Genomic DNA, 21,105 nt, shown 5'->3' with positions numbered 1-21,105 from the left:
GGATACCGTAAAGTTTTAAAGGAATCTAGATTATATTGACGTTTATTCTACTTGCTGAATAACTAAACGTTAATCGCTTGGCTTAAAACAGGCTGTTTAAAATCCCGTTTTAACGCAAGGAATGACGCAATAAAATACTTAAAAAATTAATCGCTTGCATAAAAAAAGCGACACATAAATGTCGCTTTTTACAATCTAACTAATTGGTAAAACTTACTAAGCCCGTAGCCCGCAGCCCGCAGCCCGCAGCCCGCAGCCCGCAGCCAAGTATTTTATTGTTGCTCTTGACCAAGTGGCATCACGATACCATTAATTTTGAGCTCGCCATTTGCAACACTAATTGTTGTCTTTACTTGGCCATCTGCTTTTTCAGCAAAGCCTTGCTGAATATACATATCTGCCATTGGCATTATGCCGTATGTTGCTAACAAGCTTTCGTCTACAGCTACGTTACCATTAGCAACCATAGCTTTATCTATATGCTCTACTTGGCTCAAATCAAACATAGAAGCATCAATATGACCAGTCATATTGGCTTGTGCGCCACCTGCTGGCATTTGAAAACTCATATCACGAAGATTTAAAGTTGGGTTCGATGCAAGTAGCTTCTCGCTGATTGCGCCAATTCTTTCCACCTGAGCAGCAGCTTCTTCTTCTGTTACCGCTATAGCGCTGTATGAAGTTTCATCCATTAGCTCTTGTAGCACTTTAACATCAAGGTTTTCGATTAAAATGTCGATGTTAGCATCAGAGATAACTTGACCTGCAGCGACAATTTCTTTGACGTTGTAAAGCACTTCAACTGCCATTAAATTGTTTTCTACAGTACCATAAGCTTTTATCAAAAAGTCTTTCATTTTGACATTTGCCTGTGGTTGTAGAGCTGACGTCATGTCAAAGTTTTCTATTAATACAGAGCCACCACCTTCGTACAATGCAGTGCTGCTGTATACGTTTCCTTCAAGCGCAGTCTGGTCTACATCAAAAATGATCTTGCCAATTTCAGCGCTCATGTCAGGGTTTCCGATTGTCATACCGTCCCACTGCATGAAGCCATACAAACGTTTGTTGTCTTCAACAACGAATTCACCATGCAATGGCTTAAGTACGAATGTGTCACCATCTAGGTCAGTTTCTACTTGCCCCATATCAAACGTTGATAGCACGTCTAAGCCATAAGTGATGCTATTTTTAATCGCTACTTTTTCATTAAAGCTGTCTAAAATATCCTGTGCTTCAATAGGCAATTCTTCACCAAAAGAGAAACTCAAAACGATGTCTGAATAGCTTAATGCGAATTTAACACCATCTTTAAAAATAACAGGACCGTAAGACAGCTCTTCTGTAGAAGTAATAATGATTTCAAACGTTTCAGCTTCAATTGGCAGGTTGATTTTATAATCGGTAATTACCGTCGCGCCGAACCAACCTTCATCAGTAAATTGCGTCGTCGCTGTGATATCGCCAGATTCACTTACCTTTTCAGCAATATCTAAATACTTTTCTTTTACTACATCGCCAACAAACTTTGGCGCTACTAAAACAATCGCTGCTAAAACAACGAGCAGACCAACGAGTTTCTTCATTAAACTTCCCTTACTTTTATATTTTTATGTTGTGTGCCAACACATCCTTTGCCAGTAACGACAATTTTCCTACTGTGTTGCCATAAATCAGTTTTTCGTTTCATCTTTCCACAGGTATTTTGCAAGCGCTTGTTTTGCATAAAAGACACTACGTAGCTTAATGTGTGGACGCCTACATCACTAATTAATGAGAAATAGGAGGGCTATAACATACAGGTATTTGCCAATTAAAACAATCTGCTAAAGGGTTGAAACAGTGCCAGGAAAGGTTATGATTAGGCTGTTAAGCCTGCTTACGTTGCCTGACAATTTCATAGAGACAAATACCGGTTGCAACCGATACATTCAAACTACTAACGGCACCCGCCATAGGTAATTTCACCAACTGATCACAATGCTCTCGCGTCAAGCGACGCATGCCTTTGCCTTCTGCACCCATGACAAGTGCCATGGGGCCCGTTAATTTGACATCATATAAAGACACATCAGTTTCGCCAGCGGTACCCACAATCCACAAACCCATTTGTTGTAATTGTTTCATCGCTCTCGATAAATTAGTGACTTGCACTAAAGGAACCGTTTCAGCGGCCCCTACCGCTACTTTGCGCACAGTTGCTGTTAAGCGTGCGGCGTTATCTTTAGGTACCACTATCGCATCAACGCCGGCGGCATCTGCGTTGCGCAAGCAAGCCCCTAAATTGTGCGGGTCTGTTAACCCGTCAAGAATCAAGAAGAAAGGATCACGTCCCGCTTTTTCTGCATCGAGATAAATACTATCGAGATCGGCCTCAGTATAGGTTTTGCCTGGTGCTACCTTAGCAACAACACCTTGATGTTGTTCTCCTTTAGATTTGTCATCTAAAACTTTACGCGGTACTACTTGTACAGGAATTTTGTACTTTCGCGCTAAATTAATAATCGGCATGACTCTATCGTCTTCACGGCCTTTTAATAACCAAAGTTCTTTAAAACGTTCTGGTGAACGTTTAATTAATTCAGTAATGGCATGAATACCAAAAACGATTTCTTCACTTTTTGCCATAGCGTTATCTATTCCTGCTGTTATATTCGGCTTTTCGTTTTATTACGAGCATTTTTACCTGGGCGAGATTTTTTAGTCTGGCGTCGTCCTGCTTTAGATTTAGCTTTCTTACTCGTAGTTGATTTTCCCGACTTGCGCTCTGTTGTCGCCGCCTGTTTTTTTGGTTTTTTAGGCGGACGATATTTATTCGCTTTTTCCGGCTCTTCTTGTTTGCCAAATAGCGTTAAATCAATTTTCTTTTCGTCAAGATTGACCGCAGCCACTTGCACCTCTAACAAATCGCCGACATGATAACGTGTTTTCGTTTTTTCGCCAGTTAATGTCATTCGCACATCATCATAATGATAATAATCGCGACCAAGAGAGTTAATGTGAATAAGGCCTTCAATGTGTAAGTCACTTAACCTTACAAAAACACCAAAGTTAGTTACCGTAGAGATCACCCCAGAAAAAACATCGCCAACATGGTCTTGCATATACTCACATTTGAGCCAATCCGACACATCGCGAGTTGCATCGTCTGCTCTGCGCTCAGTCATTGAACAATGTTCACCCAGTTCAGAAATTGCTTGTTCGTCATAACTGTAATAACCAATGTTGGCATCATTGTGCTGTTGTTGCTGCAAAATAGCTTTGATCACACGGTGAATAACAAGATCAGGATAACGACGAATAGGTGAGGTAAAATGGCTGTATTGCGGTAAGGCTAAACCAAAGTGACCTAGGTTTTCCGATTGATAAACGGCTTGCTTCATACTGCGCAATAGCATGGTTTGGATAAGTTCTTGATCAGGTCGCCCATCAACTAAATCAAGAATTTTGCTAAAGTTTGCCGGTGTCGGTTCTTGCTCCCTATCTATGGTTAAGCCAAGCTCGCTGATATAGCTCACAAAGTTGTTATACTTTTCTTCACTCGGCTTGTCGTGGACGCGAAATAAACCTGGAAATTCATGTTCTTCAACAAAACGTGCTGTCGAGACATTTGCCAAAATCATGCATTCTTCAATCATCTTGTGCGCGTCATTTCTAACCAGTGGCACAATCGACTCTATTTTTCGGTCACTATTAAATAGAAACTGACTTTCTTCCGTTTCAAAGGCGATAGCACCACGTTGCCCACGAGCATAATTCAACGCAGTATATAATTGGTGGAGATGAGTTAAATCGCCAATAAAGTCATTGTACTGTTCGCATAATTCAGGGTCGCCTTCTAAAATAGCGGCCACTTTTGTATAAGTAAAACGAGCTTTTGAACGCATTACCGCAGGGTAAAATTCAAAACCTGATAGTTCACCTGCGGCGCTCACGGTCATTTCACAGACCATACACAAACGATCAACGTCAGGATTTAGTGAACATAGTCCGTTAGATAACTTTTCTGGCAACATAGGAATGACTTGGCTTGGGAAGTAAACCGAGTTACCTCGCGCTATTGCTTCATCATCTAGGGCCATGCCAGGTCTTACATAATAGCTAACATCGGCAATTGCGACCCAAAGGCGCCAACCACCATCAGGCTCTACTTGGCAGTAAACGGCATCATCAAAGTCACGCGCATCTTCGCCATCAATGGTGACTAAAGGTAAGTCTCGCAAATCCTTGCGTGGCAATTTTGCTTCATCGGTAACTTCATCCGCTATAAGTGCTAGCTCTTGCTCAATCTCTGCTGAAAATTTATGCGGCAAATCATGCTCTCGCAGCGCAATTTCAATTTCCATTCCCGGTGCCATATGCTCACCTAGAATTTCCACCACTTCACCAACAGCATTGTTGCGTTTACTTGGGCGTTGTACCACATTAACCACAACCACTTGCCCATGGCGTGCACCCATTTTTGCTTTCGGATCAATCACAATATCTTGACTGATTTTGGCATCATCTGGCACCACAAACGCGACATTGTGTTCCACATAAAAACGTCCAACAATGGGCGTTTTTCGGCCTTCAATAACATCTAGAATACGGACTTCCTGACGGCCTTTACGATCAGTACGGTCCATTTTTATCGCCTCTACTACGTCGCCATGAAATACTTTTTGCATTTCATGAGAGGAGACAAATAAATCTTTTCCGCCACCATCCGGCGTAAAAAAACCATAACCATCGCGATGACCAATAATAGTACCTGTTAATACACTATTTTCTTTGGGTATGGCGTATTGCTTAAACTTATTAAAGACTAACTGACCATCTTGCTCCATCGCTCTAAGGCGGCGTTTCAAGGCGACTTTGTCTGCTTCATCTGAGTAGCCAAGCCTTTTGTAAAGAGCGCTGAACGTAGGCGGCGCATAAGCTTGTTGAATAAGTTCGAGGATATATTCTCGACTGGCGATAGGTTTTTGATATTTTTGCGCTTCGCGCTTTTGATGAGGGTCGTTAACAGTCATCCAAATGCCGTTAAAAGGTTTGATACTGTCAGTATAAAGGAAAAGGGAAAAAGATAAAAAATTCTTTTATCTTATTAGTAGTAAGCTGCGAGCTATTTGTTAGCTTTAAAAGTTTTATTACTCCTAAAGGAGCAATAGCCCAGGGGTGTAGCGTGACACCCCTAGGGCATACCCCCACGCCCCAACTCGGTTTGACAACCCCGCTATCATTTTTCAATGATGTCGATGTACCGTCTCAATAGCACATCCCTGTCCTATTTCACCTTGTTCTTCATCCATGAAGAACTTATACATGATCATTAAAAAACGCTATCGGCAACCCTCAATGGGGGAACGGTTATGTTGCACAGCTCATTGTGTTGGCTAATTCCTCTATGTGTTCAGACCCTAAAACGCCTGCCAAAAGTTTCGCCATTCTTTGATGAACAAAAAAGTCTTGTTTTGATTTGGGTAGGTAACTGATTTACCATCGAAGGTTATCTAATTGTTAAGCCATATGTTGTTTTCGCTTAATGATTGTAATTAGTCAGGAGAAAAATGAATAATCAACACATTATTGTTTTTGATGGCGTTTGTAATTTCTGTAATGCAGCTGTTAACTTCATCATTAAAAGAGATCATTCAAACAAATTTTTGTTTGCGCCGATGCAAAGCCCTTTTGCACAAAATTTAATTAGTGAGTATGGCGCAGATAAGGTGGGCTTTGACACTTTTTTACTCGTCAAAAAAAACCAGTGTTTTTTCAGAAGCAACGCAGCATTAGAAATTACTAAAGATTTAAACGGCTACTGGTACCTTTTTCGAATATTCAAAATATTGCCTCGCCCTATTAGAGATTATTTCTATCGTTCATTCGCACGAAATAGATACAGTATTTTTGGAAGAACTCAAGAATGTATGGTTCCAACTGATGAACTTAAAAGTAAGTTTTTGTGGAAAGTTGTTTGAAATCCCGTGTTAATGCATCAATTCATTTGTACCTGCAGCGAAGCGCACTTGTGCCAAAATCAACATAAGTATTTACTCACAACACATACCCCATTTAAGATACTGCATACTTATAAAAACTAAGAACCTACTTCTATGCATATTCCAAACAGCGAACGCCTAACTTACAGATTAATGGACGCATCAGATAAGCAAGCGCTTTACGATATAGATCAAAACGAAGAAGTGATGAAGTTTATTAATGGTGGTAAGAAAAACTCTATGCAGCAAATTGAAGAGGTTTTCGTGCCACGTATGGAGAAGTATCGCAATCCAGAAAAGGGATGGGGACTTTGGCATATTAGCCTAACTGAAACAGGTGAATACTTGGGCTGGGTGTTAGTGCGCCCTATGCATTTCTTCTTGGATAAACCACTATTTAACGACCTAGAATTGGGTTGGCGTTTCTTTCAACACCATTGGGGTAAGGGCTACGCTTCTGAAGCGGCTTTAGCCATTATCGACGTCGTATCAGCGTCACCGGAAGTTGAATATGTCTCTGCAATTGCAGATGAAGATAATGGCGCCTCAATAGGTGTAATGAAAAAGCTTGGCATGACCTTCCACAAGCAATATTTGCATAAAGACTATTTAGGTGATTGGGATGTGGTTTGGTATCGACGTAAAGTTAGAGAACAACACAAACCTAAGGGCTAAGAACTAAGAACTAAGAACTAAGAACTAAGAACTAAAAATTTAACTCGGTTAGGTAAAGAAAAGAAGCTGAAAAAGACATGGTGCCTGGCACCAATAGCATTCGTCATCCTGTTGAAAAACAGGATCTCAATTAAACTTAGCATCATTTATTAAACGCGCAATGAATCCCATGGAGATCCCGTGTTAAAACATCACGGGATGACGGTGGTAACTGCATATTCACGAGAATAAGTAACCACGTTCCTTGTCCCCAGCAGCTGTGCTGCGTGTCCGTCGTCCCTATTTTACGTACGGCGCTAGTAAATCATAGAAAATACTAGGTTGGTGCCTGGCACCAATAGCATTCGTCATCCTGTTGAAAAACAGGATCTCCTTTAAACTTTGAAGTACTTGTTAAACGCACAATGTACCCCATGGAGATCCCGTGTTAAAACATCACGGGATGACGGAAGAAATTATTGGCCATAGGCTTTAAAGCTGAATGCTTTAAGTAAAACAACCTGCTCCATGCACCATGCTCCTATAGCGAAGCGCTTAATCATCTCCTTCCTTGTCCCCAGCAGCTGTGCTGCGTGTCCCTCGTTCCTTTTTATGTACGACTCATGTAAATCATACAATGATTTATCCCCATGGAAGGAGGAAATGCCGATACGTGTCGGGAACACTTTCGGCCAACGAATGCACCTACTGTACGACTCATGTAAATCATACAATGATTTATCCCCAAGCCAGAGGCATGTGGCGATTTAGTAAATTAGGCCATTGGGACTAATTTAGAACTAAATCGTCATCACGGATTCTCCGCTTGGTGGCCTTAAAACAAAAAAGAGCGCCTAAGCGCTCTTTTTTAAGTGGTAGCTGTGTTAGCTAAGATTAGTCGATAATCTTAGATACAACACCAGCACCAACTGTACGGCCACCTTCACGAATAGCGAAGCGTAAACCTTCGTCCATCGCTACTGGGTTGATTAGCTCAACAACAAACTTCAAGTTGTCGCCTGGCATTACCATTTCTACACCTTCTGGAAGCTCTACAGCACCAGTGATGTCAGTTGTACGGAAGTAGAACTGTGGACGGTAACCTTTGAAGAATGGCGTGTGACGACCACCTTCATCTTTTGAAAGTACGTATACTTCTGATTCGAACTTCGTGTGTGGAGTGATTGAACCTGGCTCAGCTAGTACTTGACCACGCTCTACTTCTTCACGCTTAGTACCACGTAAAAGAATACCACAGTTCTCACCTGCACGACCTTCGTCTAGAAGCTTACGGAACATCTCAACACCAGTACAAGTTGTCTTTTGTGTCTCTTTGATACCAACGATTTCTACTTCGTCACCAACTTTGATGATACCGCGCTCTACACGACCTGTTACTACTGTACCACGACCTGAGATTGAGAATACGTCTTCGATTGGCATGATGAATGCACCGTCAATCGCACGCTCTGGCTCTGGAATGTAAGTATCAAGTTGCTCTGCAAGCTCAAGTACTTTCTCTTCCCACTGTGCTTCACCGTTAAGTGCGCCTAGTGCTGAACCTTGGATGATTGGAAGGTCGTCACCTGGGAATTCGTATTCGTTAAGAAGTTCACGAACTTCCATTTCTACTAATTCAAGTAACTCTTCGTCGTCTACCATGTCACATTTGTTCATGAATACGATGATGTAAGGTACACCAACCTGACGTGAAAGAAGGATGTGCTCACGTGTTTGTGGCATTGGACCGTCTGTTGCAGCTACAACTAAGATCGCGCCGTCCATTTGAGCAGCACCAGTGATCATGTTTTTGATGTAATCCGCGTGACCCGGGCAATCTACGTGTGCGTAGTGACGAGTTGCTGTGTCATACTCAATGTGAGATGTGTTGATTGTGATACCACGCTCACGCTCTTCTGGAGCGTTATCGATTTGTGCGAAATCACGAACTTCACCACCGTGAGTTTTTGTTAATACTGCAGAGATAGCAGCTGTTAAAGTTGTTTTACCGTGGTCAACGTGGCCGATAGTACCAACGTTAACGTGCGGTTTCGAACGTTCAAATTTTTCTTTAGCCATTTTACATGTACCTTAAAGTTTAATTTAAAAGCCCAGCCTAAACCGAGCCAGGCTTTTATTAAGCCTTACGAGATTCAATAATAGTATCGGCAACTGCTTTAGGGGTTTCAGCGTATTGCTTAAACTCCATAGAGTATGATGCACGACCCTGAGTTGCGCTACGTAAATCTGTAGCGTAACCAAACATTTCCGCCAGTGGCACAACTGCATTTACCAGTTTTAAGCCAGACGGGCCTTCGTCCATACCTTCGATTACACCGCGACGACGGTTTAAATCACCGACAACGTCACCCATGTTTTCTTCAGGCGTTGTTACTTCAACCTGCATAACAGGTTCAAGCAGGACAGGATTTGCTTCAAGCGCACCCTTTTTAAAGCCCATAGATGCTGCTACTTTAAACGCCATTTCGTTTGAGTCAACATCATGGTAAGAGCCGTCGTAAAGTGTCACTTTGACATCTAGCATTGGATATCCAGCTAAAGCACCAGATTCCATTTGCTCTTTACAACCTTTCTCAACAGCCGGGATGTATTCTTTTGGAACAGCACCACCAACGATTTCGTTAACAAATTCAAAACCTTCGCCTTCTGGTTGTGGTTCTAATTTAAGCCAAACATGACCAAATTGTCCACGTCCACCTGATTGACGAACAAATTTGCCTTCAACTTCAACAGTTGAACGAATAGTTTCGCGGTATGAAACTTGAGGTTTACCCACGTTACATTCCACTTTAAATTCACGCTTCATGCGGTCAACGATAATATCAAGGTGTAGTTCACCCATACCTGAGATAATCGTTTGCCCCGACTCTTCATCCGTTTCAACACGGAAAGAAGGATCTTCGGCCGCTAGCTTACCTAAAGCAATACCCATTTTTTCTTGGTCAGCTTTAGTGCGTGGTTCTACTGCTACTGATATAACCGGCTCTGGGAATTCCATGCGCTCAAGTGTAATAACCTTGTTTGCATCACAAAGTGTGTCACCAGTGGTAACTTCTTTTAAGCCGATAGCGGCAGCAATATCGCCTGCGCGAACTTCTTTAATTTCTTGACGGTCATTAGAGTGCATTTGCACAATACGACCAAAACGCTCTTTCTTACCTTTTACTGGGTTGTAAACACTGTCACCAGAGTTAACTACACCAGAATAAACACGGAAGAACGTTAAAGTGCCTACGAATGGGTCAGTTGCGATCTTAAAGGCTAATGCAGCGAACGGCGCATTGTCGTCTGCTTCACGGACACCTTCAGTTTCGTCTTCGTTTATCCCTCTAATCGCCTGAACTTCTGTTGGCGAAGGCATAAATTCAATCACTGAATCCAATACAGCTTGAACACCTTTGTTTTTAAACGCACTACCACATGAACAAAGTACTACTTCGTTATCTAGTGTACGTTGGCGAAGACCTGCTTTAATTTCTGCTTCAGTTAATTCACCTTCTTCAAGGTACTTTTCCATTAACTCATCAGAAGATTCTGCAGCTTCTGAAACAAGGTTTTCATGCCATTCTTCGGCGAGATCTTGCATATCAGCAGGAATATCTTCATAGGAAAATGTCATACCTTGATCAGATTCATTCCAGTTGATTGCTTTCATTTTGATAAGATCAACAACACCTGTGAAATTCTCTTCCGCACCAATCGGTAATTGAATTGGCACTGCATTTGCGCCCAAACGATCTTTCATTTGGTCGATAACGCTGAGGAAGTTTGCACCCATGCGGTCCATTTTGTTAACGAAAACCATACGAGGTACAGAGTACTTTTCCATTTGGCGCCAAACCGTTTCAGTTTGCGGTTGAACACCTGAAGAAGCACACAGCACAAGCACAGCACCATCAAGTACACGCAAAGAGCGTTCTACTTCGATAGTAAAGTCAACGTGACCTGGAGTGTCGATGATGTTGATACGATGATCGTCGAACTGCGCATCCATTCCTTTCCAGAAACAAGTCGTAGCAGCAGAGGTAATTGTAATACCACGCTCTTGTTCTTGTTCCATCCAGTCCATGGTAGCTGCGCCATCATGTACTTCACCGATTTTATGAGATAAACCAGTGTAGAATAGAATACGTTCTGTTGTTGTCGTTTTACCTGCATCTACGTGAGCACAAATACCAATATTACGGTAGCGCTCTATAGGGGTTGTACGAGCCACAATCTTATCCTCTTTCTAAGGAGAATTTCCTCAGATTATAGAAAAGCGTAGTTACCAGATGATGACATCTAGTAACCACGCCGCTCATTATATTACCAACGGTAATGTGCGAACGCTTTGTTCGCTTCAGCCATACGGTGAACGTCTTCACGTTTCTTAACCGCAGTACCTTTGTTGTCAGACGCATCTAACATTTCGTTAGCTAGGCGCTGAGCCATTGATTTTTCACCACGTTTACGAGCTGCTTCAACTAACCAACGCATGGCTAGTGCATTACGACGAACTGGACGAACTTCAACTGGAACTTGGTAAGTAGAACCACCTACACGACGAGACTTAACCTCTACTGCTGGGCGAATATTTTCTAACGCAGCTTCGAAAAGGTCTAAGTGCTCTTTGTCTGATTTCTCAGCTAAAATGTCTAGTGCACCGTATACGATTTTTTCTGCAACAGCTTTTTTGCCATCAACCATAAGAATGTTGATGAATTTTGCTAATAGTTCACTATGGAACTTAGGATCCGGTAATATTTTACGTTGTCCTACGACGCGTCTTCTTGGCATCTTGAATTCTCCGTTTAATTCAGGGATTTCCCAAAATTGTTAATAGTTTAAATTTGGCCTTACTTCACGGAAACCGTTAAGATTTAGGGCGCTTAGCACCGTACTTAGAACGGCCTTGTCTACGATCGTTAACACCTGAACAGTCAAGTGCGCCACGAACAGTGTGATAGCGAACACCAGGTAAGTCTTTAACACGACCACCACGGATTAAGATAACGCTATGCTCTTGTAAGTTGTGACCTTCACCACCGATGTAAGAAGTAACTTCGTAACCGTTAGTTAAACGAACACGAGCAACCTTACGTAGTGCTGAGTTAGGTTTTTTAGGCGTAGTAGTATATACACGAGTACATACACCACGGCGTTGCGGGCAAGCTTCCAATGCTGGAACATTGCTTTTCGCAACCTTTCTGGTACGTGGTTTACGTACCAATTGGTTAATAGTTGCCATTATAGCTCCTGATTAAGTTAAAACATTGGTAATAGTTACCGAATCACCAGTAAAAATTACACTTTCATAAACGTGAAAAACCGCGTCCATAATATTACTAGAATATAATGGACGCGGCATTTTAATGGTCAAGCTTTAACCTGTCAAGCCTGACAGGCCGCTTGTTAGCACATTTTTACAAAGAATTGCTTATTCGCCACTCTCTGGTGCTTGTGTATCGTCTTGAGCATCTGCACTTAATGCTTCAGAAAGTGCAATCGCTGCTTCGTCAGCTGATACTGTTGCTTCTTCTTCAATTGACGCAGCGCGTTTGCGAGCGCGGTCTTGATGATAAGCATAACCTGTACCTGCTGGGATCAAGCGACCAACAATAACGTTTTCTTTCAGACCACGTAAGCTGTCTTTCTTACCACTTACTGCAGCTTCTGTTAGAACACGAGTTGTTTCTTGGAACGATGCAGCTGAGATAAATGACTCAGTAGCAAGTGAAGCTTTAGTGATACCCATCATTTGGATGTCATATTCAGCTGGTTGCTTGCCTGCCGCTTCAAGTTCACGGTTTGCGATTTTAACGCGCGCCACTTCAACTTGTTCGCCTTTCAAGAATTCACTATCACCACCGTCTAAGATCTCACACTTGCGGATCATTTGACGCACGATAACTTCAATGTGTTTATCATTAATTTTTACACCTTGTAAACGATATACGTCTTGTACTTCGTTTACGATGTAGTTTGCAACTGGTGCAATACCACGTAAGCGTAAAATGTCATGTGGAGACTCTGGACCGTCGGCGATAACTTCACCTTTCTCAACTTGTTCACCTTCGAACACGTTAAGTTGACGCCACTTAGGAATCATCTCTTCATATACTTCACCGCTAGGCTGAGTAATTAGAAGACGACGTTTACCTTTAGTCTCTTTACCGAATCCAATGATACCTGTCTTCTCTGCAAGTATAGCTGGCTCTTTTGGCTTACGCGCTTCAAATAAGTCAGCAACACGCGGTAGACCACCGGTAATATCACGTGTTTTAGAAGATTCTTGAGGAATACGTGCTAATGCATCACCGATACCAACTTCTGCACCATCTTCTAGGTTAACGATTGCGTTACCTGGTAAGAAGTATTGTGCTGGAATTTCAGTACCTGCGATCATTACATCGTTACCTTTAGCGTCAACTAGCTTAACCATTGGACGCATTTCTTTACCAGCGCTTGAGCGTTGGTTTGGATCGGTAACAACGATGCTTGATAAACCAGTTAATTCATCAGTTTGACGCGTCATTGTAATGCCTTCGTCAAGGTCAACGAATTTGATCTTACCAGCAACCTCAGTAATGATTGGATGCGTATGCGGATCCCAGTTAGCCACTGTTTCGCCTGCTTCAATAGCAGCGCCGTCGCCTTTATCAAGCACAGCACCGTAAGGTACTTTATAGCGCTCTTTTTCACGACCTAGCTCATCAATAACTGTTAGCTCTGATGAACGAGAAACAATAACTGTTTTACCGTCTGTGTTTTCAACAGTCTTAGCACTTTGCAATTTCAAAGTACCTGTGTTCTTCACTTGAACACTGTTTTCTGCTGACGCACGAGATGCCGCACCACCGATATGGAACGTACGCATCGTAAGCTGTGTACCCGGCTCACCGATTGATTGAGCAGCTACAACACCTACCGCTTCACCTTGGTTAATTAGGTGACCACGTGCTAAGTCACGACCGTAACAGTGTGCACAAATACCAAAGTCTGTTTCACAGGTAATAATTGAACGAACTTTAACTTGATCGACTGAATGCTCTTCAAGTACGTCACAAAGTTTCTCGTCAATTAATGTGTTACGTGCAATTAATACATCTTCTGAACCCGGGATAAGTACGTCTTCACATACTACACGACCAAGTACACGCTCACGTAATGGTTCAACAACGTCACCACCTTCGATAAGTGGTGTCATCATGATACCTTCTTCAGTACCACAATCGTGCTCAGTTACTACCAAATCTTGTGCAACGTCTACTAGACGACGCGTTAGGTAACCAGAGTTCGCTGTTTTAAGTGCTGTATCGGCAAGACCTTTACGCGCACCGTGAGTTGAGATGAAGTATTGTAGTACGTTCAGACCTTCACGGAAGTTAGCGGTAATTGGCGTTTCAATGATTGAGCCATCCGGCTTAGCCATTAGACCACGCATACCTGCTAGCTGACGAATCTGAGCAGCACTACCACGAGCACCTGAGTCGGCCATCATGAAGATAGAGTTGAATGAGTCTTGCTCTTCCATCTCACCGTCACGGTTTTCGATGTGCTCTTTAGATAAGTTATCCATCATCGCTTTTGAAACACGTTCGTTAGCTGATGACCAAATATCGATAACTTTATTGTATTTCTCACCCGCAGTTACAAGACCTTGGTCAAACTGCGCTTGGATTTCTGCAACTTCTTCTTCTGCACCTTCGATAATAGTGTATTTCTCATCAGGAATAACCATATCGTCGATACCAACTGACGCACCCGCTACCATCGCGTAGTGGAAACCTGTGTACATAATGTGGTCAGCAAAGATAACAGTATCTTTAAGACCTAAGTTACGGTACGCATGGTTGATCAGCTTAGAAATTGGCTTCTTACCAAGTGGTTGGTCAATTAATTCAAATGGAATGCCTTTCGGACATACTTGCCATAAGATTGCACGACCAACTGTTGTATCACGCAAGGTAGTGTGTGCTACTAGTTCACCTTCGTCATTACGAGTGTGCTCTGTGATACGAATTTTAACGCGTGCGTGTAGCTCAGCAGCACCAGTTCGGTACGCTTTTTCAGCTTCTTTAGTGCTGGCAAATACCATGCCTTCACCAACGCCGTTTACACGTGAACGTGTTAAGTAATAAAGACCTAATACAACGTCTTGTGAAGGAACGATGATTGGATCACCATTCGCTGGAGAAAGTACGTTGTTAGTCGACATCATTAGCGTACGAGCTTCTAGCTGTGCTTCTAATGTCAATGGAACGTGAACCGCCATTTGGTCACCATCGAAGTCAGCGTTATACGCCGCACACACTAATGGGTGTAGGTGAATAGCTTTACCTTCGATAAGTACTGGTTCAAACGCTTGGATACCCAAACGGTGAAGTGTTGGTGCACGGTTTAATAGTACTGGATGCTCACGAATAACTTCGTCTAGCACATCCCATACTTCTGCGCCTTCACGCTCTACTAATTTTTTCGCTGCTTTGATCGTTGTAGCTAGACCACGAGCTTCCAATTTACCGTAGATAAACGGCTTGAATAGCTCAAGTGCCATCTTCTTAGGAAGACCACACTGGTGTAGACGTAACGTTGGACCAACAGTAATTACAGAACGGCCTGAGTAGTCAACACGCTTACCAAGAAGGTTTTGACGGAAACGACCTTGCTTACCTTTGATCATGTCTGCAAGCGACTTAAGTGGACGCTTGTTAGAACCTGTGATCGCACGACCACGACGACCGTTATCTAATAACGCGTCTACAGATTCTTGTAACATACGTTTTTCGTTACGTACGATAATGTCTGGTGCAACTAGGTCTAATAAACGCTTCAAACGGTTGTTACGGTTGATAACACGACGATATAAATCGTTTAAGTCAGACGTAGCAAAACGGCCACCGTCTAGTGGAACTAGTGGACGTAAATCAGGTGGAAGGATCGGAAGAACCGACATAATCATCCACTCTGGCTTGTTACCAGACTGCGCAAAAGCTTCCATAAGCTTAAGGCGCTTAGTAATTTTCTTACGCTTAGTTTCGCTGCCAATTTCTGGTAACTCTTCACGCATTTGCGCGATTTCTTCGTCTAGCTCAATGTGTTGAAGAAGGGCTAATACCGCTTCTGCACCCATTTTCGCGTCGAATTCGTCACCGTGCTCTTCCAAAGAGTCTAAGTACTCTTCTTCTGTTAAAATTTGGCCACGCTCAAGCGTTGTCATACCTGGTTCAGTTACCACGTATGATTCAAAGTAAAGTACGCGCTCAATATCACGTAATGTCATGTCTAGTAATAAACCGATACGAGATGGTAACGATTTTAAGAACCAGATATGTGCTACTGGGCTTGCTAATTCGATGTGACCCATACGGTCACGACGTACTTTAGTTAATGTAACTTCTACGCCACACTTCTCACAGATTACACCGCGATGCTTAAGGCGTTTGTACTTACCACAAAGACACTCATAGTCTTTTACTGGGCCGAAAATACGCGCACAGAATAAACCGTCGCGCTCTGGCTTGAAAGTACGGTAGTTAATTGTCTCAGGTTTCTTTACTTCACCATAAGACCACGAACGAATCATGTCCGGTGATGCTAATCCGATGCGAATACCATCGAATTCTTCGGTTTGATTTTGTTGCTTAAGAAACTTAAGTAAATCTTTCACACTCTGTCTCCTGTCGGAGTTTTAACCTTAGTAAGAGGGGAAAATTTCCCCTCTCGTGTACTGACTCTAATTGAACGTCAGCTATTCTCGTTTGTATTACTCTTCGTCTAACTCAATGTTAATACCTAAAGAACGAATCTCTTTAAGTAATACGTTGAATGACTCAGGAATACCTGGCTCCATACGATGGTCGCCATCAACAAGGTTCTTGTACATCTTAGTACGACCGTTAACGTCATCTGACTTAACAGTAAGCATTTCTTGTAGCGTGTAAGCAGCACCGTATGCTTCAAGTGCCCATACTTCCATCTCACCGAAACGCTGACCACCAAATTGCGCTTTACCACCAAGTGGTTGTTGCGTAACAAGGCTGTACGAACCTGTTGAACGAGCATGCATCTTGTCGTCAACTAAGTGATTTAGTTTCAACATGTACATGTAGCCAACAGTTACTGGACGTTCAAATGTACGACCAGTACGGCCATCAGTTAACGTAAATTGACCGCTCTCAGGCATGTCCGCTAACTTGAATAGCTCTTTGATTTCTTTTTCGCTAGCACCGTCAAATACAGGTGTCGCGATAGGTAAACCAGCACGTAGGTTGTTAGCTAAACGAACAATTTCATCGTCCGTAAAGTTGGCAATATCTACGTCTTGGCGAGAGTTACCTAGGTCGTATACGTCTTTCAAGAACTCACGAAGTTTTGCAATTTCGCGTTGTTCTTGCATCATACGATTGATTTTCTCACCAATACCGCGTGCAGCCATACCCAAGTGAGTTTCAAGGATCTGACCGATGTTCATACGCGATGGTACACCTAGTGGGTTAAGTACGATGTCTACTGGTACACCGTTCTCGTCGTAAGGCATGTCTTCCACAGGTACAACATTAGAGATAACACCCTTGTTACCGTGACGACCGGCCATTTTATCACCCGGTTGAATGCGACGTTTAACTGCAAGGTAAACCTTAACAATCTTAAGTACGCCTGGTGATAAATCATCACCTTGAGTGATTTTACGACGCTTAGCTTCAAACTTCTTATCGAAGTCAGCTTTGATATTGTCTAACTGCTCAGCGATTTGCTCTAGTTCAGACTGCTGACCTTCGTCAGACAAGTTTTGAACTAACCACTTCTCACGTGGCAATGCAGAGATATCTGACTCTTTCATGCCTGATGCAAGAAGTAACTTCTTAGTACGTGCATAAATGCCGTCTTCTAAAATGCTGAACTCATCACCTAAGTCTTTCTTCACTTCGCTAAGCTGCATTTCTTCAATTTCTAATGCACGCTTATCTTTTTCAACGCCATCGCGTGTGAAGATTTGAACGTCGATGATAGTACCTGACACTGAGTTAGGTACACGTAGTGAGCTGTCTTTAACGTCTGCCGCTTTTTCACCGAAGATTGCACGTAAAAGCTTTTCTTCTGGTGTTAATTGCGTTTCACCTTTAGGCGTTACTTTACCTACTAAGATGTCGCCGCCCTTAACTTCAGCACCGATGTATACAACACCTGATTCATCAAGTTTTGAAAGCGCAGATTCACCAACGTTAGGAATATCAGAAGTGATTTCTTCTGCACCTAGCTTGGTATCACGAGCTACACAGCTTAATTCTTGAATGTGAATTGTTGTGAAACGGTCTTCTTGCGCTACACGCTCAGAAACCAACATCGAATCCTCGAAGTTGTAACCATTCCAAGGCATGAATGCGATACGCATGTTTTGACCAAGTGCCAATTCACCTAAGTCAGTTGAAGGGCCGTCAGCTAAAACGTCACCGCGTACAACTGGCTCACCAACGTTTACAGTAGGACGTTGGTTAATACATGTGTTTTGGTTAGAACGCGTGTATTTAGTTAAGTTGTAGATATCAATACCTGCTTCACCAGCAACCATTTCATCTTCATTTACTTTAACAACAATACGAGATGCATCAACGTAATCGATAACACCACCGCGCTTAGCAACTGCAGTAACACCAGAGTCAACCGCTACGATTTTCTCCATGCCAGTACCAACAAGTGGCTTGTCTACTTTTAACGTAGGAACCGCTTGACGTTGCATGTTTGAACCCATCAATGCACGGTTGGCATCATCGTGCTCTAGGAATGGGATAAGTGATGCAGCTACAGATACGATTTGTTGTGGAGAAACATCCATGTACTGAACTGCTTCAGCAGACATCAATGTTGTTTCACCTTTGTGACGACAAGGTACTAATTCGTTTGAAATCTTACCTTTTGCGTCAATATCAACGTTAGCCTGAGCGATTACATAACCGCCCTCTTCAATCGCTGATAAATATTCAACTTCGTCTGTTACAACACCATCTACAATTTTACGATACGGCGTTTCTAAGAAACCGTAGTCGTTTGTACGAGCGTAACATGATAATGAGTTGATCAAACCGATGTTTGGACCTTCTGGCGTTTCGATTGGACAAACACGACCATAGTGAGTTGCGTGTACGTCACGTACTTCGAAGCCTGCACGTTCACGTGTTAAACCACCCGGGCCTAATGCAGAAATACGACGCTTATGCGTAACTTCTGAAAGCGGGTTGTTTTGATCCATAAATTGTGAAAGCTGAGAAGAACCAAAGAACTCTTTAACCGCAGCCGAGATAGGCTTAGCGTTAATTAAGTCTTGTGGCATTACTGCGTCTAGGTCACCTAAGCTTAAGCGCTCACGTACCGCACGTTCTACACGCACAAGACCTACACGGAATTGGTTTTCAGCCATTTCACCAACGCTACGAATACGACGGTTACCTAAGTGATCGATATCGTCCACTTCACCTTTACCATCGCGAATCGCAATTAATGTTTTCATTACCGCAAGGATATCGTCGTTAGACAATACGCCTTCGCCCGTTGACTCTTTACGGCCAACACGACGGTTGAACTTCATACGACCAACGTTAGATAAGTCATAACGTTCTAGTGAGAAGAACAAGTTAGCAAATAATGCTTCTGCTGCATCTTTTGTTGGTGGCTCACCAGGACGCATCATGCGGTAGATTTCAACTAACGCTTCTAAACGGTTAGTTGTAGAGTCGATACGTAATGTATCTGACATATATGAACCAACATCAAATTCGTTCATATATAAAGTAGAAATTACTTTATGACCTGCTTGAGAAAGTTCAGCCAACATTTCTAGCGTAAGTTCAGCATTTGCTTCTGCAATTACTTCACCTGTTGATTCGTCAACATATGCTTTAGAAAGTGCTTTACCAACAATGTATTCTGCTGGTACTTCTAATTCAGTAACTTTCTCTTTACTTAAGGTGCGGATATGACGAGCAGTAATACGACGACCTTGCTCAACTAATACATCACCATTAGGCATTTTAATATCAAACGTCGCTGTTTCACCACGTAAACGCTCAGGCACAAGCTCCATAATTAGCTTGTCACCTTTTATAGTGAAATCAGTTGTGTCGTAGAAAGTAGCTAAGATCTCTTCTGTCGAGAAATCTAACGCGCGCAGGATAATTGACGCGGGAAGTTTACGACGACGGTCGATACGTACAAATAAGTTATCTTTAGGGTCAAACTCAAAGTCTAACCAAGAACCACGGTAAGGAATAACACGTGCATTATAAAGCACCTTACCTGAAGAGTGTGTCTTACCTTTATCGTGGTCAAAAAATACGCCAGGAGAACGGTGCAATTGTGAAACAATAACACGCTCTGTACCATTGATAACAAACGTACCGTTGTCTGTCATCAGGGGAATTTCACCCATGTACACTTCTTGTTCTTTGATATCTTTAACTGTACCTGCTGGTGCGTCTTTATCATAAACAACCAAACGCAACTTAACGCGTAATGGCGCAGAGTATGTAACACCACGGATTTGACATTCTTTAACATCAAATAATGGCTCACCTAAACGGTAGCTTACATATTGTAACTCTGAATTGCCTGAATAGGCTTTGATAGGGAAAATCGAGCGGAATGCGGCTTCTAAACCGATTTCACCAGTCGCATCGATATCAATAAACTTGCGGAAAGATTCGAGTTGAATAGACAAAAGGAATGGATAATCCATTACCTGTGTGCTTTTACCGAAGTCTTTTCTGATTCGTTTCTTCTCTGAATAAGAGTAAACCATGGGGTTCCTCAGCTTGATGGTTATGGCCAAAATGTCTTATCAAGACAAGTTTTCTTGCAATGACGTTTACGTCTAAACATCAAATAATGCACTGTTTTAGTACAAATACCAAACAGATTTACTATTTTTTATCAGTAAGTTAGTTGAATAAAATTCAAGTTTTCTTACCAACACCTTAATAGTTAAGGCTTTGCGCTAAAAAAACAACTTTCTTTAGCGCAAAAAGGCCGGTGACGTTTAAATCACCAGCCATTGCCTTTTCAGGCGAATCTGTAGATTAACAGATTACTTAAGCTCAACTGTAGCGCCAGCTGCTTCAAGCTCTTCTTTAAGAGCTTCAGCTTCTGCTTTGTCAACGCCTTCTTTAAGAGCTTTAGGTGCACCTTCAACAAGCTCTTTAGCTTCTTTAAGGCCAAGACCAGTTGCACCACGTACTGCTTTGATAACACCAACTTTCTTGTCGCCGAAACCAGTTAAGATTACGTCGAACTCAGTTTGTTCAGCAGCACCAGCGCCTGCATCAGCACCACCAGCAACAGCAACAGCAGCTGCAGCAGATACGCCGAACTTCTCTTCCATTGCTTCTACTAATTCTACAACTTCCATTACTGACATGTCAGCAATAGCGTTTAGGATATCGTCTTTAGAAATAGACATTTTCAATTTCCT

General features: G+C 42.5%; 12 protein-coding genes. 2 read left to right on the top strand and 10 right to left on the bottom strand.

Annotation, left to right across the window (positions count from 1 at the left end; genetic code table 11):
* Nucleotides 1-272: 272 nt before the first annotated feature.
* The 3 genes from QUD85_RS02160 to rnr form a co-directional block, all read right to left on the bottom strand.
* On the bottom strand, nt 273-1,586 hold the full coding sequence (locus QUD85_RS02160; RefSeq protein ID WP_093330525.1) for a DUF945 family protein: 1,314 nt from the start codon (nt 1,584-1,586) through the stop codon (nt 273-275).
* Between the two features lie 283 nt (nt 1,587-1,869).
* Nucleotides 1,870-2,628, bottom strand: coding sequence for a 23S rRNA (guanosine(2251)-2'-O)-methyltransferase RlmB (gene rlmB, locus QUD85_RS02155; RefSeq protein ID WP_093330528.1), 759 nt, complete (start codon nt 2,626-2,628; stop codon nt 1,870-1,872).
* 20 nt (nt 2,629-2,648) lie between these two features.
* Nucleotides 2,649-5,015, bottom strand: coding sequence for a ribonuclease R (rnr, locus tag QUD85_RS02150; RefSeq protein ID WP_093330530.1), 2,367 nt, complete (start codon nt 5,013-5,015; stop codon nt 2,649-2,651).
* Between the two features lie 537 nt (nt 5,016-5,552).
* On the opposite strand from rnr, the gene QUD85_RS02145 reads away from it, so the two are divergent.
* Nucleotides 5,553-5,963: a thiol-disulfide oxidoreductase DCC family protein gene (locus QUD85_RS02145; RefSeq protein ID WP_093330532.1), complete on the top strand. Its 411-nt coding sequence runs from the start codon at nt 5,553-5,555 to the stop codon at nt 5,961-5,963.
* A 135-nt stretch (nt 5,964-6,098) separates the two neighbouring features.
* The gene (locus QUD85_RS02140; protein WP_093330535.1) at nt 6,099-6,659 is read left to right on the top strand and encodes a GNAT family N-acetyltransferase; all 561 of its coding nucleotides are present in this window, start codon (nt 6,099-6,101) and stop codon (nt 6,657-6,659) included.
* Between the two features lie 873 nt (nt 6,660-7,532).
* Here QUD85_RS02140 and tuf read toward each other — a convergent pair.
* From tuf to rplL, 7 genes are all read right to left on the bottom strand, one after another.
* The gene (tuf, locus tag QUD85_RS02135; protein WP_286219620.1) at nt 7,533-8,717 is read right to left on the bottom strand and encodes an elongation factor Tu; all 1,185 of its coding nucleotides are present in this window, start codon (nt 8,715-8,717) and stop codon (nt 7,533-7,535) included.
* Nucleotides 8,718-8,775: 58 nt separating this feature from the next.
* A complete protein-coding gene (gene fusA / locus QUD85_RS02130; RefSeq protein ID WP_093332392.1) occupies nt 8,776-10,875 on the bottom strand; it encodes an elongation factor G in 2,100 nt (699 codons plus the stop codon).
* A 92-nt stretch (nt 10,876-10,967) separates the two neighbouring features.
* Nucleotides 10,968-11,438 carry a 30S ribosomal protein S7 gene (rpsG, locus tag QUD85_RS02125; RefSeq protein WP_093332395.1) on the bottom strand — a complete coding sequence of 157 codons (471 nt, stop codon included), beginning with the start codon at nt 11,436-11,438 and terminating at the stop codon, nt 10,968-10,970.
* A 76-nt stretch (nt 11,439-11,514) separates the two neighbouring features.
* Entirely contained in the window at nt 11,515-11,889 is a 375-nt protein-coding gene (rpsL, locus tag QUD85_RS02120; RefSeq protein ID WP_093332398.1) for a 30S ribosomal protein S12, read from the bottom strand.
* A gap of 189 nt (nt 11,890-12,078) precedes the next feature.
* The gene (rpoC, locus tag QUD85_RS02115; RefSeq protein ID WP_093332400.1) at nt 12,079-16,311 is read right to left on the bottom strand and encodes a DNA-directed RNA polymerase subunit beta'; all 4,233 of its coding nucleotides are present in this window, start codon (nt 16,309-16,311) and stop codon (nt 12,079-12,081) included.
* A gap of 96 nt (nt 16,312-16,407) precedes the next feature.
* A complete protein-coding gene (rpoB, locus tag QUD85_RS02110; RefSeq protein WP_093332402.1) occupies nt 16,408-20,436 on the bottom strand; it encodes a DNA-directed RNA polymerase subunit beta in 4,029 nt (1,342 codons plus the stop codon).
* A gap of 285 nt (nt 20,437-20,721) precedes the next feature.
* Nucleotides 20,722-21,093 (bottom strand): 50S ribosomal protein L7/L12, encoded by a 372-nt coding sequence (gene rplL, locus QUD85_RS02105; protein ID WP_093332405.1) that lies wholly within the window; start codon nt 21,091-21,093, stop codon nt 20,722-20,724.
* Between the last annotated feature and the right edge of the window lie 12 nt (nt 21,094-21,105).

Origin of the sequence: Thalassotalea agarivorans, from assembly GCF_030295955.1 — a bacterium.
GTDB classification, from domain to species: domain Bacteria; phylum Pseudomonadota; class Gammaproteobacteria; order Enterobacterales; family Alteromonadaceae; genus Thalassotalea_D; species Thalassotalea_D agarivorans.
Note: the sequence above shows the minus strand (reverse complement) of the source record. Positions and strands in the feature narration are given on the sequence as shown.